This window comes from Geodermatophilus nigrescens (assembly GCF_900129495.1).
Taxonomy (GTDB): Bacteria; Actinomycetota; Actinomycetes; order Mycobacteriales; family Geodermatophilaceae; genus Geodermatophilus; species Geodermatophilus nigrescens.
The window spans coordinates 998,214-1,012,123 of the sequence record NZ_FQVX01000002.1 but is presented as its reverse complement, the minus strand read 5'-3'; the positions used below and the strand labels follow the sequence as shown (position 1 = coordinate 1,012,123).

General features: G+C 77.0%; 17 protein-coding genes. 9 read left to right on the top strand and 8 right to left on the bottom strand.

Translation table 11 applies throughout. The features are described 5' to 3' along the window. Nucleotides 1-21: 21 nt before the first annotated feature. Entirely contained in the window at nucleotides 22-804 is a 783-nt protein-coding gene (gene map, locus BUE37_RS12385; RefSeq protein ID WP_245794565.1) for a type I methionyl aminopeptidase, read from the top strand. A gap of 3 nt (nucleotides 805-807) precedes the next feature. Here the strand turns inward: map and BUE37_RS12380 are convergent, their stop codons facing one another. The 5 genes from BUE37_RS12380 to BUE37_RS12360 all read right to left on the bottom strand — a co-directional run bounded on the left by BUE37_RS12380 (nucleotide 808) and on the right by BUE37_RS12360 (nucleotide 4,255). Next, the gene (locus BUE37_RS12380; protein WP_073420412.1) at nucleotides 808-2,007 is read right to left on the bottom strand and encodes an FUSC family protein; all 1,200 of its coding nucleotides are present in this window, start codon (nucleotides 2,005-2,007) and stop codon (nucleotides 808-810) included. 79 nt (nucleotides 2,008-2,086) lie between these two features. Then, nucleotides 2,087-2,587 (bottom strand): PGPGW domain-containing protein, encoded by a 501-nt coding sequence (locus BUE37_RS12375; RefSeq protein ID WP_073420411.1) that lies wholly within the window; start codon nucleotides 2,585-2,587, stop codon nucleotides 2,087-2,089. A 41-nt stretch (nucleotides 2,588-2,628) separates the two neighbouring features. Next, a complete protein-coding gene (locus tag BUE37_RS12370) occupies nucleotides 2,629-3,159 on the bottom strand; it encodes a hypothetical protein (RefSeq protein ID WP_073420410.1) in 531 nt (176 codons plus the stop codon). A 129-nt stretch (nucleotides 3,160-3,288) separates the two neighbouring features. Then, nucleotides 3,289-3,558 (bottom strand): DUF2277 domain-containing protein, encoded by a 270-nt coding sequence (locus tag BUE37_RS12365; protein WP_073420409.1) that lies wholly within the window; start codon nucleotides 3,556-3,558, stop codon nucleotides 3,289-3,291. A gap of 76 nt (nucleotides 3,559-3,634) precedes the next feature. Then, nucleotides 3,635-4,255: a hypothetical protein gene (locus BUE37_RS12360; protein WP_073420408.1), complete on the bottom strand. Its 621-nt coding sequence runs from the start codon at nucleotides 4,253-4,255 to the stop codon at nucleotides 3,635-3,637. A gap of 101 nt (nucleotides 4,256-4,356) precedes the next feature. On the opposite strand from BUE37_RS12360, the gene BUE37_RS12355 reads away from it, so the two are divergent. The 5 genes from BUE37_RS12355 to eutC all read left to right on the top strand — a co-directional run bounded on the left by BUE37_RS12355 (nucleotide 4,357) and on the right by eutC (nucleotide 9,398). After that, nucleotides 4,357-4,758 (top strand): hypothetical protein, encoded by a 402-nt coding sequence (locus BUE37_RS12355; protein WP_073420407.1) that lies wholly within the window; start codon nucleotides 4,357-4,359, stop codon nucleotides 4,756-4,758. 36 nt (nucleotides 4,759-4,794) lie between these two features. Next, nucleotides 4,795-5,676 carry an SDR family NAD(P)-dependent oxidoreductase gene (locus tag BUE37_RS12350; RefSeq protein WP_073420406.1) on the top strand — a complete coding sequence of 294 codons (882 nt, stop codon included), beginning with the start codon at nucleotides 4,795-4,797 and terminating at the stop codon, nucleotides 5,674-5,676. Nucleotides 5,677-5,788: 112 nt separating this feature from the next. After that, nucleotides 5,789-7,258, top strand: a complete 1,470-nt coding sequence (gene eat / locus BUE37_RS12345; protein ID WP_175562855.1) for an ethanolamine permease — start codon at nucleotides 5,789-5,791, stop codon at nucleotides 7,256-7,258. Next, a complete protein-coding gene (locus BUE37_RS12340; protein WP_073420405.1) occupies nucleotides 7,255-8,667 on the top strand; it encodes an ethanolamine ammonia-lyase subunit EutB in 1,413 nt (470 codons plus the stop codon). Before eat ends, BUE37_RS12340 begins: the two co-directional genes overlap by 4 nt. Beyond that, nucleotides 8,664-9,398: an ethanolamine ammonia-lyase subunit EutC gene (gene eutC / locus BUE37_RS12335; RefSeq protein ID WP_073420404.1), complete on the top strand. Its 735-nt coding sequence runs from the start codon at nucleotides 8,664-8,666 to the stop codon at nucleotides 9,396-9,398. Before BUE37_RS12340 ends, eutC begins: the two co-directional genes overlap by 4 nt. Before the next feature lie 2 nt (nucleotides 9,399-9,400). Here the strand turns inward: eutC and BUE37_RS12330 are convergent, their stop codons facing one another. From BUE37_RS12330 to BUE37_RS12320, 3 genes are all read right to left on the bottom strand, one after another. Next, nucleotides 9,401-9,793: a nuclear transport factor 2 family protein gene (locus BUE37_RS12330; RefSeq protein ID WP_083628586.1), complete on the bottom strand. Its 393-nt coding sequence runs from the start codon at nucleotides 9,791-9,793 to the stop codon at nucleotides 9,401-9,403. Between the two features lie 133 nt (nucleotides 9,794-9,926). Further along, nucleotides 9,927-11,213 (bottom strand): PP2C family protein-serine/threonine phosphatase, encoded by a 1,287-nt coding sequence (locus tag BUE37_RS12325; RefSeq protein WP_073420403.1) that lies wholly within the window; start codon nucleotides 11,211-11,213, stop codon nucleotides 9,927-9,929. Between the two features lie 29 nt (nucleotides 11,214-11,242). Next, nucleotides 11,243-11,494 (bottom strand): hypothetical protein, encoded by a 252-nt coding sequence (locus BUE37_RS12320; RefSeq protein WP_073420402.1) that lies wholly within the window; start codon nucleotides 11,492-11,494, stop codon nucleotides 11,243-11,245. A 40-nt stretch (nucleotides 11,495-11,534) separates the two neighbouring features. On the opposite strand from BUE37_RS12320, the gene BUE37_RS12315 reads away from it, so the two are divergent. From BUE37_RS12315 to BUE37_RS12305, 3 genes are all read left to right on the top strand, one after another. Continuing rightward, nucleotides 11,535-12,176: a hypothetical protein gene (locus BUE37_RS12315; protein WP_073420401.1), complete on the top strand. Its 642-nt coding sequence runs from the start codon at nucleotides 11,535-11,537 to the stop codon at nucleotides 12,174-12,176. Nucleotides 12,177-12,328: 152 nt separating this feature from the next. Next, the gene (locus BUE37_RS12310) at nucleotides 12,329-12,598 is read left to right on the top strand and encodes a hypothetical protein (RefSeq protein ID WP_073420400.1); all 270 of its coding nucleotides are present in this window, start codon (nucleotides 12,329-12,331) and stop codon (nucleotides 12,596-12,598) included. A gap of 120 nt (nucleotides 12,599-12,718) precedes the next feature. Next, on the top strand, nucleotides 12,719-13,894 hold the full coding sequence (locus tag BUE37_RS12305; protein ID WP_139252933.1) for a hypothetical protein: 1,176 nt from the start codon (nucleotides 12,719-12,721) through the stop codon (nucleotides 13,892-13,894). Nucleotides 13,895-13,910 lie beyond the last annotated feature (16 nt).

Here is a 13,910-nt window from a genome sequence, read left to right as displayed (position 1 = left end):
GCGGTCTCGTACCGTCGGGGCGTGGACCTGCACGTGCTGCCTCCCCGGACGACCGCCCAGCTCGACGCGATGCGCGCCGCCGGACGCGCGGTGGCGCTGTCGCTCGCGGCCGTCCGGGCGGCGGCGCGGCCGGGCGTGAAGCTGCGCGAGCTCGACGACCTCGCCAAGACGACGATGTACGAGGCCGGCGCCACGTCGTCGTTCCTCGGCTACAAGCCGGCGTGGGCGCCCACGGCCTACAACGGCGTCACCTGCCTGTCGCCCAACGAGGTCGTCGTCCACGGCCGGCCCAGCGGGCAGCGGCTCAAGGACGGCGACCTGCTGAGCATCGACTGCGGCGCGATCGTCGACGGCTGGAACGGCGACGCGGCGATCACCGTGCAGGTGGGCGACGCCGAGCGCCCCGAGGACGCCCGGCTGGTCACCGCCACCGAGGAGGCGCTGGCCGCGGGGATCGCCGCCGCCGTCCCCGGCGCCACCCTGCTCGACGTCGCGACCGCGATCGACGCCGTCGCCCGGCGGTACGGCTTCGCGCACCTGCCCGACCACGGCGGGCACGGCATCGGCCGGGCCATGCACGAGCCGCCGTTCGTGCCCAACCGGCCGGCCACCGGGCTGGACCGGGTGCGGCTGCACGCCGGCAGCACGCTGGCGATCGAGCCGATGCTGCTGGCCGGCGGCGAGCGCTACCGGCACAAGAAGGACGGCTGGGCGGTGGTCACCGCCGACGGCGCCCGGGCGGCGCACGTCGAGCACACGGTGGCGGTCACCGACGACGGCCCGGTGGTCCTGACCGTCGCCTGACACTCATCCCCGCCGGCGCCGGCGGGTGAGCGCCCGCCGCACCGCCCGCACCTGCGCCTGCGCCAGCGGCGGGGGCGCCCAGGTCGCCGACGGCGGCTGGAGCGCGGCGGCCAGCTCCACCCGCAGCAGGTCGACGGCGTCGAGCAGCGTGCCGTGCTGCGCCCAGGCGGCCGCGTCGTGCGCCGGGTCGACCAGCAGGGCGTCGGCGAGCCGCGCGCGCAGGTCGAGCATCGCCGACAGCCGCCCGGCGTCGACGCCGGTGGGCACCGCGCTGCCGTCGGCCACCGCGCCGGCCTCGCGCAGCGTCCGGGCGACGGTGCGCAGGACGTCGGCCAGCGCCGCCCGGGCGGCCGGCGTCCAGGCGCGGTCGGCCTCGTCCTCGGGCACGAAGTAGGTGCGGTCCAGCAGCACCCGGGTGAGCGTGCGCAGCGTGACGTGGACGCGCTCGAGGGCGGTGAGCGTGTTGCGCAGCCGCGGGCGCGCCTCGCGGGCGGACCGGCCGCGCGGGTTGAGGCGGGCGCTCTCCTCGGTGCGGGCGAGGTGCCGGTCGGCCCGGGCGACCTCCGTCCCCACCCCCCGGGCGCGGTCGAGCAGGTCGTCGGCGAGGCGGCGCGACCACGGCCCGCCGAGTGCGGCCGCGAGGTCCTCGGACAGGGCGGCCATGCGCCCGGCGAGCTCGGCGATCGCCTCCCCGGCGGGCTGCACGTACAGCGGGGGAGCGACGAGCAGGTTGACCAGCACCCCGACGCCGGCGCCGACGAGCGTCTCGGTGATGCGGCCGAGCGCCGCGGTCTCGGCCCCGCCCACGGCCAGCACGAGCATCGCGCTGATCGGCACCTCGGCGAGGTGCGGCCCGAGGCGCAGCAGCCGGCCGACGACGAGCGACAGTCCGACGACGAGGCCGAGGCTCCACCAGGTCAGGCCCACGACCGAGGCGAACAGCACCGCGATGAGCACGCCGGAGGTGACGCTGGCGACCCGCTCCCAGCCGGTGGTCAGCGTCTCGTAGAGGGTGAGCTGGACGACCAGCAGCGCGGTCAGCGGCGCGAGGATCGGGGAGCTGGTGGTGTCCAGCCAGGTGGCCACCTGGAAGGCGACGACCGCGGCCAGCACGGTCTTCGCGGTGCGCAGCCCGGGCGTGCGGCCGCGCCGCAGCAGCCGGGAGGGACGCTGCGGCGCCGGCCGGGGCGGGGGAGTGCTCACGGGCGGGGTCCGGGAGGGGACGGACGCACACCGGCCGCCGTCCGCGGGCGCGGACGGCGGCCGGTGGAGGGCGCCGGGGTCAGCCGAGGCCGAGGGCGCTCGTCGCCCGGTCGACCAGGTCGAAGTGCCCGACCGCCCAGAACACCGCCCCCGCGGCCGCGAGCCCGCCGACGGTGATCGCCGCCGAGCTGACCGGGTGCTGCTTGGCGTGCCGCCAGGCGGCCACCGCCTTGCGGCGGAACGCGGCGAAGAACCGCCGCGCCCAGTCGAACTCCGTCGACCACACCCACAGGCCGACGAGCACCGGCGGGATGGTCAGCGGCCCGGGCAGCACGGTGAGCGCCAGGCCCAGCAGCACGAACAGCAGTCCGACGACGAAGACGCCGACCCGCCACGCGAGGTGCAGCCCCGGGTTGGCCCGGATCCGCCCGCGCCACGAGTCCGGCGGGACCGGCGCCGGGGCGCCGAGGCCGTCGGTGCAGTCGGGACACCGGGTGGCGCCGGGCCCCTCGGGGCCGCGCTCGGCGTGCGGGTCGACGGCGCGGTTGCCGGAGAAGGTGACGCTGCGGGCCTGGGTCACGGGAACCTCCTGGTTCTGCGGTGGTGCGGTCGAGCGGGAGGTCAGCGGCGGACGCCGGAGATGACCTCGCTCGCGCGCTGCTGCTCACCGGCGTAGGAGCTGACCCAGACGAGGGCGCCGGTCAGGGCGGGGATGACCCACTGCAGCGTGTCGAGCTGCTCCTGCGCGGCGGCGACCTCGGCCTTGGTGCGCTTGGTCGGCTTGGTGCCCGACTTCGACGACGGGTTGTCCTGGCTGTTGACGACCATGCCGAGCGAGCGGCTGTAGGCGGTGGCGCCGAGCGCGGCGGCGGTGAGCAGCGTCTTGGCGGCGGACATGCTCGCCACCCCCTGCTGCTGGGCGACGCGGCCGCGGTTGCCGATCAGCTGGCCGACGCTGCCGACCAGGTGCGCCCCGATGGCGACGGCGTTGACCGGCGTCCACCGGTTCCAGCCCTCGTTGGCGACCCGGCCGGTGTCCTTGCCGGCCTCACCCGCGGCGGCGTTGAGCGCGACGGCGTTGGCGAGCGTGCCGCCGAACCAGGCCGACAGGCCGAGGTCGTGCAGCGCGCGGGACAGGGTGTTGCGGGCCATGGCAGGACTCCAGGGGCTCGGGGTTCGGGTTCGTCGTGCGAGTCCCGGACCTACCCGTTCCGCCCCCTGCCATGCCCCCGGGAGCGCCCGACGTGCGCGTTCCGGTCGTGCGCGACCGGAACGCCCAGGTCAGCCCCCGTACCGGAGGGCGGCGCGGGCCCGCGCACGGGCCGCCTCGACCTCGCGGTCCTTCGGCGGCGCGGAGGTGACCAGCGCGTCGAGCAGCCGCGCCGAGGCGGCGGCCACCTCGGCGACGGCGCGGTCGAAGGCGTCGGCGTTGGCCCGCGACGGCTTGGCCGAGCCGCTGATCTTGCGCACGTACTGCAGGGCCGCGGCGTGCACCTCGTCCTCGGTGGCCGGCGGCTCGAAGTTCGACAGCGGGCGGATGTTGCGGCACATGCCCGGCAGCGTATGGCCGCCGGACGACGCCCCGTCCCGCCTCCCGCGCGCGGGAGGCGGGACGGGACCCGGTCTCTCAGAAGCCGGCGCGGTCCACCCGGCGGTGGTAGCGGGTGCCGAGCGCGCCGCCGAGCAGCGCGCCCACCAGCGTGGCCACCAGGATCGCGGCCAGCGTGACCAGGCCGGCGGTGGTCGCCGTGCCCTCGTCGACGGGGATGCGCGGCAGGTCCAGCTGCTGCAGCACGTTGTACTGCGCTCCGAGCACGGCGCCCGCGACGGCGAGCAGCAGCACGACGACCAGGCCGACCAGCCACACCGCCAGGCCCTGGCGGGGACCGTCGAAGCGGGCCATCCGCCCGGCCACGTAGCCCCCGGCGAGGTAGGCGAGGAACAGCACCACCACGACGGCGACCGCGCCGCCCAGGCCGATGCCCGCGGCCTGCTCGGTGGCCTCGTCGACGATGTCGAGACCCTGCGCGAGGCCGAGGCCCACGCCGGCCGCCGACACCAGCGCGACCAGCAGCACCGCCAGGCCGTTGGCCGACAGCCAGCCGAAGAACGCCGCCCCCCACTTGATCCCGCCGAAGCGGTCGCGCTGGGCGGCGACGGCGTCGCGCGCCGCTCCCCGGGTGACGTGCGCCCCCTCGCCGGTCGCCGTCGTGCCCGCCCCGTGCCCGGTACCGTCGGTGCTCGCCATCGGACCTCCCCGTCCCGTGCGCATCCCCGTCTCGTTGCGCTCCTGACCTGCGGATACCCCGCGGATGATCACCGCGAACCGGCTCACCCGATCGGGGGCACGTGACCGTCCTGCTCGTCGACGCGGCCAACGTCGTCGGCGCCCGTCCCGACGGCTGGTGGCGGGACCGGGCCGGCGCGACGGGCCGGCTCCTGGCCCGGCTGGCCCGCGCCGGCCTCCCGTTCGACGTCGAGGGGGTCGGGGTCGAGGAGGTGGTGGTCGTCGTCGAGGGGGCCGCGCGGGGGGTGACGGCACCCGACGGCCTGCGGCTGGTGCGGGCGCCCGGCAGCGGCGACGACGCCCTCGCCGCGGAGGCCGCCGCGCTGGCCGCCACCGGCCGCCGGGTGCTCGCGGTGACCGCCGACCGCGGCCTGCGCGCCCGGCTGCCGGAGGGGACGGAGGTCACCGGCCCGGGCCGGCTGCTCGCGGTGCTCGATCGCATGGCGGGCAACGGACCCGGGTAGGCCGCCCGGGACCCCCGAGCCGAGGAGCGCCCCCGCATGTCCCAGTCCGTGCTCATCACCGGTGCCTCCAGCGGCATCGGCCGCGCCACCGCCCGCCTGTTCGCCCAGCGGGGCGCGTCGCTGGTGCTGCTGGCCCGCGGCCGCGAGGCGCTGGATGAGACCGCCGCCGAGGTGCGCGCGGCCGGCGCCGCCGACGTCGTCGTCTGCCCGGCCGACGTGCTCGACGAGGACGCGCTGCGCACCGCCGTCGACGGCGCCGTGCGCCGGTTCGGCAGCCTCGACGTCGTCGTCCACTCCGCGCAGGTGGTCGCCTACGGCAAGGTCGAGGACGTGCCCAAGGAGGTCTTCGAGCGGGTCGTGGACACCGCGCTGCACGGCACCGCGAACCTGGCCCGGGTGGTGCTGCCGCAGTTCCGCCGCCAGGGCGAGGGCCACCTGGTCATCGTCAGCTCCCTGCTGGCCTCGGTGGCCACCCCGCTCATGGGCAGCTACATCACCGCCAAGTGGGGCCAGCTCGGGATGATCCGGGTGCTGCAGCAGGAGACCCGCGACGTCCCCGGCATCCACGTCTCCGCGGTGGCGCCCGGCGGCGTCAACACCCCCATCTACTCGCAGGCCGGCAGCTACATCGGCCTCAAGGGCCGCCCGCCGATCCCCATCTACTCGCCGGAGCGGGTGGCCCGCTCGGTCGTCGCCCGGCTCGACCGGCCGCGGCGGCTGGTCCAGTCCGGCTTCGCCAACCCCGTCGTCATCCTCGGGTTCCGCCTGTTCCCGGCCGTCTACGACGCGCTCGTCGGCCCGCTGCTGCGGGTCTTCGCCCTCGCCGACGACCAGCGGACGCAGCCCACGCCGGGCAACGTCCTCGAGTCGAAGCCCGCCGGGAACGCCGAGAAGGGGCGCTGGCACGGCATCCCCTAAGTCGGCGGCGTGAACGGTCTGTTGCCGCTGGCGCAGGCCGTTGACCCGGGCGTTCCCGCGGGTCGAGGCTGGCGCCCTCCGCCGTCCGGCGGAGCCGACCGCGGGAGCGCCCATGACCGCCGAACCCACCGCCCGTCCCACGCCCTCGCGGGCCGGGCACCACGCCGGGGTGGAGGCCGAGCGCGTCGACGCCGGCTACCTCGACAAGCGGAGGCTCCGCACCGGCACCGCGGGCTGGCTGCTGCTCGCGGGCCTCGGCGTCTCGGCCGTCATCTCCGGTGACTACGCCGGCTGGAACTTCGGCCTGGCCGAGGGCGGCTTCGGCGGGCTGCTCATCGCCACCGTCCTGATGGCGGTCATGTACACCGCGATGGTGTTCGGCCTGGCCGAGCTCGGCTCCGCGCTGCCGACCGCCGGCGGCGGCTACACCTTCGCGCGCCGCGCCCTGGGCCCGTGGGGCGGCTACGCCACCGGCGTCGCGGTGCTCATCGAGTACGCCATCGCGCCCGCGGCCATCGCCACCTTCATCGGCGCCTACGTCGAGTCGCTCGGCCTGTTCGGCATCACCGACGGCTGGTGGGTCTACCTGGCGGTCTACGCGCTCTTCATCGGCATCCACCTCATGGGCGTCGGCGAGGCGCTCAAGGCGATGTTCGCCGTCACCGTCGTCGCCGTCGCCGGGCTGGTGGTCTTCCTCGTCGGCGCCGTGCCGCAGTTCGACGCGGGGAACCTGCTCGACATCGCGCCCACCGACGCGGCCGGGGCGTCGTCGTTCCTGCCCTACGGCCTGCTCGGCATCTGGGCGGCGTTCCCCTTCGCCATCTGGTTCTTCCTCGCCGTGGAGAGCGTGCCGCTGGCCGCCGAGGAGGCCCGCGACCCCGCCCGCTCGATGCCGCGCGGCATCGTCGCGGCGATGGGCGTGCTCGTCGTGCTCGCCATCCTCATGCTCGTCTTCACCCCCGGAGCGGCCGGCTCGGCGGCGATCGCGGAGTCGGGGAACCCGCCGGTCGACGCGCTCGCCGGCGCCGGCGTCTCCGACGGCCTCACGCGGGTGGTCAACTACGCCGGCCTGTTCGGCCTGGTCGCGAGCTTCTTCTCGATCATCTACGCCTACTCGCGGCAGACCTTCGCGCTGTCCCGCGCCGGCTACCTGCCGCGGGCGCTGTCGGTGACCAACGCCCGGAAGGCCCCGGTGCTCGCGCTGCTGGTGCCCGGCGCGATCGGGTTCGCCCTCTCGCTGACCGGCCAGGGCGCGATGCTGCTCAACATGGCCGTCTTCGGGGCGACGGTCTCCTACGTGCTCATGATGGTCAGCCACATCGTGCTGCGCCGCCGCGAGCCGTCGCTGCCGCGGCCCTACCGCACCCCGGGCGGCACGCTCACCACCGGCGTCGCGCTGGTGCTGGCGGCCGCGGCCGTCGTCGCCACCTTCCTCGTCGACCGCGAGGCGGCGCTGTGGACGCTCGCCGCCTACGTCGTCTTCCTCGCCTGGTTCGCCCTCTACAGCCGCCACCACCTGGTGGCCTCGGCGCCGGAGGAGGAGTTCGAGCTGCTCGCCGAGGCCGAGGACGACGTCCGGTGAGACGCACCGTGACGCTGGGCGGGCACACCTACGAGTTCCCGACCCTGGTCGAGCTGATGGCGAAGGCCACCCCGCCGCGCTCCGGTGACGTGCTCGCCGGCTGCGCGGCGGGGTCGGCCGCCGAGCGGGTGGCCGCGCAGACGGTGCTCGCCGACCTGCCGCTGGCCACCTTCCTCGACGAGCAGGTGGTCGGTTACGACGAGGACGACGTCACCCGGCTCATCCTGGACACCCACGACGCCGCGGCGTTCGCGCCGGTGGCCTCGCTGACCGTCGGGGAGTTCCGCGACCGGCTGCTGGCCTGGACGGCGGCCGGCGACGAGGCGGCGCTCTCCGCGCTGGCGCCCGGGCTGACGCCGGAGATGGTGGCCGCGACGTCGAAGCTGATGCGCAACGCCGACCTGGTCGCCGTCGGCCGCCGGACCCGAGTGGTGACGGCGCTGCGCAGCACGATCGGCCTGCCCGGGCGGCTGGCGTCGCGGCTGCAGCCCAACCACCCCACCGACGACCCGGTCGGCGTCACGGCCTCGATCCTCGACGGGCTGCTGCACGGGTCGGGCGACGCGGTCATCGGGATCAACCCGGCCACCGACTCACCGGCCCGCACGGTGGCGCTGCTCGAGCTGGTCGACGCGGTGATCACCCGCTACGAGATCCCGACGCAGTCGTGCGTGCTCGCGCACGTGACCACCACGCTGCGGGCGCTCGAGCAGGGGGCGCCGGTGGACCTGGTGTTCCAGTCGGTGGCCGGCACGCAGGGCGCCAACCGCGGGTTCGGCGTCACCCTCGGCCTGCTCGCCGAGGCGCGCGCCGGGGCGCTGGAGCTCGGGCGGGGGACCGTCGGCGACAACGTCACCTACTTCGAGACCGGGCAGGGGTCGGCGCTGTCGGCCGGGGCGCACCTCGGCATCGGCGGGCGGCCGGTCGACCAGCAGACACTGGAGGCGCGCGCCTACGCCGTCGCCCGGCACTTCGACCCGCTGCTGGTCAACACCGTCGTCGGGTTCATCGGCCCCGAGTACCTCTACGACGGCAAGCAGGTGCTGCGCGCCGGGCTGGAGGACCACTTCTGCGGCAAGCTGCTCGGCCTGCCCATGGGCGTCGACGTCTGCTACACGAACCACGCCGAGGTCGACGAGGACGACACCGACTCGCTGATGCTGCTGCTCGGCGCGGCCGGCTGCTCGTTCCTCATCGCCGTGCCCGGCGCCGACGACGTGATGCTGCACTACCAGTCGCTGGCCTTCTCCGACGTGCTCACCGCCCGCTCGGTGCTGGGGCTGCGGCCGGCGCCGGAGTTCGAGGCGTGGCTGGCGCGGATGGACCTGCTCGACGACGGCGGCCGGGTGCGCGAGCTGGCCCCCGACGCGCCCGCGGCCCGGGCGCTGCTCGCGGCGGCGTCGTCGTGAGCGCGCCCGAGCGGGTCGGGGACGACCCGTGGGCGGTGCTGCGGTCGGCCACCCGCGCGCGGGTGGCGCTCGGCCGGGCCGGCGACGCGCTGCCGACGTCCCGGGAGCTGGAGTTCCGTGCCGCCCACGCCGCCGCCCGCGACGCCGTGCACTCACCGCTCGACGTCGGCGCGCTGCGGGCCGCGCTCGGCGGCGAGGTGCTGGCCGTGGCGTCGGCCGCGCCCGACCGGGCCACCTACCTGCAGCGCCCCGATCTCGGCCGCGTGCCCGCCGAGGGGACGGCGCTGCCGCACACCGGCGCCGACCTCGCGCTCGTGCTGGCCGACGGGCTCAGCCCGCGCGCGGTGCAGGAGCACGGCCCCGGCCTGGTGGCGGCGCTGCGCGAGCGGCTCGGCGGCTGGTCGGTGGCGCCGCCGGTGGTGGCCACGCAGGCGCGGGTGGCGCTCGGCGACGCGGTGGGGGAGGCGCTCGGCGTCCGCGCGGTGCTCGTGCTGGTCGGCGAGCGGCCGGGCCTGTCGTCGGCGGACTCCCTCGGCGTCTACCTGACCTGGGACCCGCGGCCGGGGCGCGCGGACTCCGAGCGCAACTGCGTGTCCAACGTGCGGCCGCCGCACGGGCTGTCCTACGCGCAGGCCGCCGACACGGTGGCCGCGCTGCTGTCGGCCGCCCGCGAGCTGGGAGCGTCGGGCGTCGCGCTCAAGGACGAGGGCCCGGCGCTCCCGGCCGGCTGAGGTCAGCCGTAGAACGCGTCGACGGCGGCCTGGTCCGTGTGCGCCTCCTGGAACTCCGCGACGAGGCCGTCCTCGTAGCGGAACAGGTGGGCGGCCACCACGTCGATGTCCCGGTCGCCGCGGTGTGCGGTGAGCCGGACGACCGCGACGCCGTCGGTGTCGTCGGCGAACGTCGCCCGCACCTCGGCCCGGAAGCTGCCCTCGGTGAGCTCGAACAGCAGGCCGAAGAGCCCGAAGACCTGGTCCACGCCGGTGTAGTGGCCCGCCAGCGGGTTGCTGCCGGGCTCGTGCCAGCGGATGTCCGGGTGCCACAGCTCCCGGAGACGCTCGAGGTCGCCCTTGCCGAAGGCCTCGTAGCCCTCGCGCATCCGCATGACGTTGGGGTGCTCGGTCACGGTGCTCTCCCTCCCGAGGACGGTTCCCCCGTGGACGGCGGGAGCAGTGTCGACCCGGGCCCGCGGGCGGGGGAGGGGCGGGCGCGCGGCCCGGTGTGGCGGTCGCCGTCCGTCCCGGTGGGGACGTGCGCCGTCAGCGGCTGCCGGACCCCGTGGGCGAGGCCTCGGGGATGTCGGGGGCGAGCTCGTCGTCGCGCGGCGGTGCCTTCCACTCGACCAGCAGCAGCGAGGCGTCGTCGCTCGTGCGGCCCGCCCGCGCGGCCTTCAGCGCGTGCGACAGCCGGCGCACCGTCTCCGCCGCCGACACGCCCTCGGCCGACGTCTCCTCCAGCACCTCGCGCAGCCGGCTCTCGCCGAACTGCTCACCGTCGTCGAGGCGCTCCTCGACGACGCCGTCGGTGAAGAACAGGACCCGGTCGCCGGGCTCGAGCCGGACGGCGTGCTCCTCGGAGACCGCGCCGCCGTAGCCGATGGGGCGGGTCGGCCGGCCGGTGAGCTCGCCGATCACGTGCCCGTCGCGCACCCACAGCGCGGGCGGGTGCCCGGCGTTGACCCAGCACAGCTCCCCGGAGTCGGTGTCGAGCCGGGCGATCTGGCCGGTGGCGAACCGGCCGGGGAAGACCTCGGCGACGACGCGGTCCATCTCGGCGTAGGTCGCGGTCAGCCGCAGGTCGCGGCGCCGCGCGTGCCGGTAGGCGGCCAGCACGAGGGTGGCCATCGACGCCGCCGTCAGCCCGTGACCCATCGCGTCGAAGACGGCCAGGTGCAGGACGTGCTCGTCGAGCGCGTAGTCGAAGCTGTCGCCGCCCACCTCGTAGGCGGGCTCCAGGATGCCGGCCAGTTCGACGTCCGGGGTGGTCATCGACAGCGGCGGCAGGCTCTCCCACTGCAGCTGCGCGGCCAGCTCCATCGGCCGCCGCTCGCGGACCCGGGCGAAGGTGTCGGTGTAGTGGTCCTTCGTCACGACCAGGTCGGCGACGAGCCCGGCGGCGCGCTGGGCGAGCCGGCGGTCGGCCTCGGTGGGGTCGTGCAGCACCAGCGACAGGACGCCGACCCGGTCGGAGCCGTCGAGCATCGGCAGGTGCATCCGCACCCGCCCGCCGTCCAGCGGCTCGTCGACCGCCTCGTCCCGGGCGAAGGCGTCGCCGGCCGGGCTGCCGTCGATGGGCACCTGCGCGCCCGACAGCCCCGGCCCGGTCAGCGGGTGCAGGTCCACCTGGTCGACGTCCTGCAGCAGGATCGCCACCTCGTCGACGCCGGCGTGGCCGAGCTCCTGCGCCACCAGCGGGCCGACGAGGCGGGCCGGGATGAGGTGCGCACGGTCGAGCAGGGAGCCGAGCAGCCGCTCGCCCACGCTCTCGACCGCCGGGAACCTCCCCTCGGGGTCGCCGAACGCGCGGTACGCGTCGTCTCCCGTCACGCCTGTCCCTTAGGCGCACCGGGGTGGGCTCAAACCCCCGGTCGCCGCCGCAGCCGGAGCACCCACCGGCGCCGGGCGGGCACCGGCACCGGGCCGGGCGGCTCGCTCGCCGGACCGTCCCCGGGTGCGTCCTCCGGGGCGGCGGCCGCGGCGGCGTGCCGCTCGTGCAGCCGGGTGCGCACCTCGTCGGGCGTGTGCGCCCGCCGCTGCCGCTCGCCGCGCACCAGCACCGCCCCGGTGGCGGCGACGCCGGCGAGGCCGGCCAGACCGAGCAGCTTCAACGCTCGCGAGGAGGGACGCACGGTCGCCTAACGTAGCCGCGTGACCCCGCCCCGCGCGCTCCCGCTCGACGAGGCGGTCGAGCTCACCCGCACCGGCGACGTCTGGGTGTTCCGCGGCGCGTCGGTGGCCGACCGGGCGATCCGGGCGCTGACCAACGCGCCGGTGAACCACGTCGGCATGGCCGTCGTCCTGGAGGACCTGCCGCCGCTGCTCTGGCACGCCGAGCTCGGCCGCTCGCTGCCCGACGCGTGGACCGGCAGGCACCAGCGCGGCGTGCAGTTGCACGACCTGCGCGACGCCGTCGTCACGTGGCGGCAGCGCTACGGGCAGCGCGCGTGGCTCCGTCAGCTCGTCGGCCCGGCCGACGACGGCGGCGTGACCCGCGAGATGGAGGACGCCGTCCTGCGCACCGTCGCCCGCTTCGACGGCCGGCCCTTCCCGACGACGCCGGGGCTGGTGCGCGGCTGGGTCAACGGGCGGCTGCGCCGGGGCGCCGCCGCGGAGACGGTGTTCTGCGCCGAGCTGGTGGCCGCCACCTACACCGCGATGGGCCTGCTGCCCGCCGACCGCCCGCGCAACTGGTACGACCCGGGCAGCTTCTGGTCCGGCGACGACCTGCGGCTGCTGCAGGGCGCCACGCTCGGGCCCGAGATCCCGGTCGACGTCCCCGTCGCCGGCTGACCGCTCCTCCGGCCGGGTCGTCCCGGGCCGGGTCGTGCTCTGCACGCACCCGTGTGCAGAGCACGAGCGCGCTCCGGTCGGTGCCCCGGGAACCGTCGGACCCCCGGCGTAGGAAGGGCGCAGAGCACGGGGACCCGCCCAGGAGGCCCGACATGGTCACCACCACCCTCCCGACCCGCCCGCTCGCACCCCCGCCCGCCCGGTCGCGCACCGGCGACGACGTCCTCGCCGTCGCGTGGGCGCCCGGCGCCGCGCCGCCCCGGGAGGTCCGCGTCCGGCCCGAGGTGCTCGAGCGCCTGCGCACCGTCCCCGACGCCGCCGGCCGGCCGCTGCTCGGCGACCCGGCCGGCGTGCCCGTCGTCGTCGACCCGGCGCTGCCGCGGCACCCCGGCTTCGAGGTCCGGCGGGTGCCCCCGCGCTGAGGCCGGGCTCCCCTCCGGCGGGGAGCGGGATCCCCCGCGCGGGGGAGCACCGGGGCCGCGCGCGTGCCGAGGCTGGACGGCGTCCGCCCGGAGCACCCGGGCCGTCCCCGGGAGGTCCCCGTGCCCGCCACCGCGTCCCCGCCCCTGGTCCCCGCCGCCCGCACCGGCGGGCCGCCGCGTCCCCTGCTCCTGGCCGCCGCGGCGTGGAGCGTCCTGCACCTGGCCCTCGGCCTGCGGTGGGTGCTCGACCCCGCGAGCCGCCCCGGCCTCGACGGCGACGGCGAGAACGGCGGCGCCGGCCTGCTGACCGTCCTGCCCCCGGACCTCACCGCCTGGCTGGTGCTGGGCCTCGCCGCCGGCGGGCTGGCCGCGACGGCGGTCGCCGCGCGGGGACGCCCGTCGGCCGGCGCCGCGGTGCTGGCCCTCGCCGTCGCCGGCGGGCTGGCCGCGCTCACCGCCGACCTGCGGGTGCTGGTGCTGCTCGGCTACCTGTGCGCGATCGTCGCCCCCGCCGCCTTCCTCGTCGTGTTCACGATCGGCGCCGTGCGCAGCCGGCGGGCGCGGCCGTGGCTGCTCGCCGTCGCCGCCGTGGTGGCCGCGGGCCTGCTCAGCGGCGTGCTCGACCCCGACAGCGTCGCCCGGCTCGCCGGCGAGCTGCGCGACCCGCTGGCCCGCGAGCTGCCCTCGCGCGGGCACCTCGCCCTGCTGCTCGGCGGCACGGTGCTCCTCGCCTGGCTCGGCGTGCGGGTGCTGCGCGCCGCCCGCGGGGTCTGCGGCAGCTGCGGGCGCCCCGGCCCGGCCTGGACCCGGCCGGAGGCCGCCGCGCGCTGGGGGCGCGTCGCGACGCTGGTCGCCGCCGCCTGCCCGCTGCCCTACGGCCTGCTCCGGATGACCTGGCTGACGCCGTGGGGCGTGGGGCTGCCCGACGGCGCGGACCCGGCGCTGCGGCTGTTCGGGCTGGCGCTGGGGATCGCGGCGCTCGGCGGCGCGGTGGCCACCCTCGGGCTGATCCGGCCGTGGGGCGAGGTCTGGCCGTCCTGGGTGCCGGTGCTGCGCGGCCGGCCGGTGCCGGTGCGGGTGCCGGTGCTCGCCGGCGGCACCGTCGCGGTCGTCCTGCTCGCGTCGGGCCCGTCCATGCTGGCCATCGGCATCGCCGGGCTCGGCTCGGGCGACCCGGTCGAGGCATCGTTCCTGCTGCTGTTCCCCACCCTGCTCTGGGGACTGGCGCTGGGGCTGGCGGTCCTCGCCCACGCGCTGCGCCGGCGGGGGACCTGCCCGGTCTGCGGCGTCCGGTGAGCCGCCCGGCCTGCCA

What these genes read in the sequence shown, in the direction of transcription:
- BUE37_RS12365 (WP_073420409.1), bottom strand. Translation starts at nt 3,558, where the DNA reads ATGTGCCGCAACATCCGCCCGCTGTCGAACTTCGAGCCGCCGGCCACC.
- BUE37_RS12360 (WP_073420408.1), bottom strand. Translation starts at nt 4,255, where the DNA reads ATGGCGAGCACCGACGGTACCGGGCACGGGGCGGGCACGACGGCGACC.
- eat (WP_175562855.1), top strand. Translation starts at nt 5,789, where the DNA reads ATGACCGCCGAACCCACCGCCCGTCCCACGCCCTCGCGGGCCGGGCAC.
- BUE37_RS12350 (WP_073420406.1), top strand. Translation starts at nt 4,795, where the DNA reads ATGTCCCAGTCCGTGCTCATCACCGGTGCCTCCAGCGGCATCGGCCGC.
- BUE37_RS12310 (WP_073420400.1), top strand. Translation starts at nt 12,329, where the DNA reads ATGGTCACCACCACCCTCCCGACCCGCCCGCTCGCACCCCCGCCCGCC.
- BUE37_RS12370 (WP_073420410.1), bottom strand. Translation starts at nt 3,159, where the DNA reads ATGGCCCGCAACACCCTGTCCCGCGCGCTGCACGACCTCGGCCTGTCG.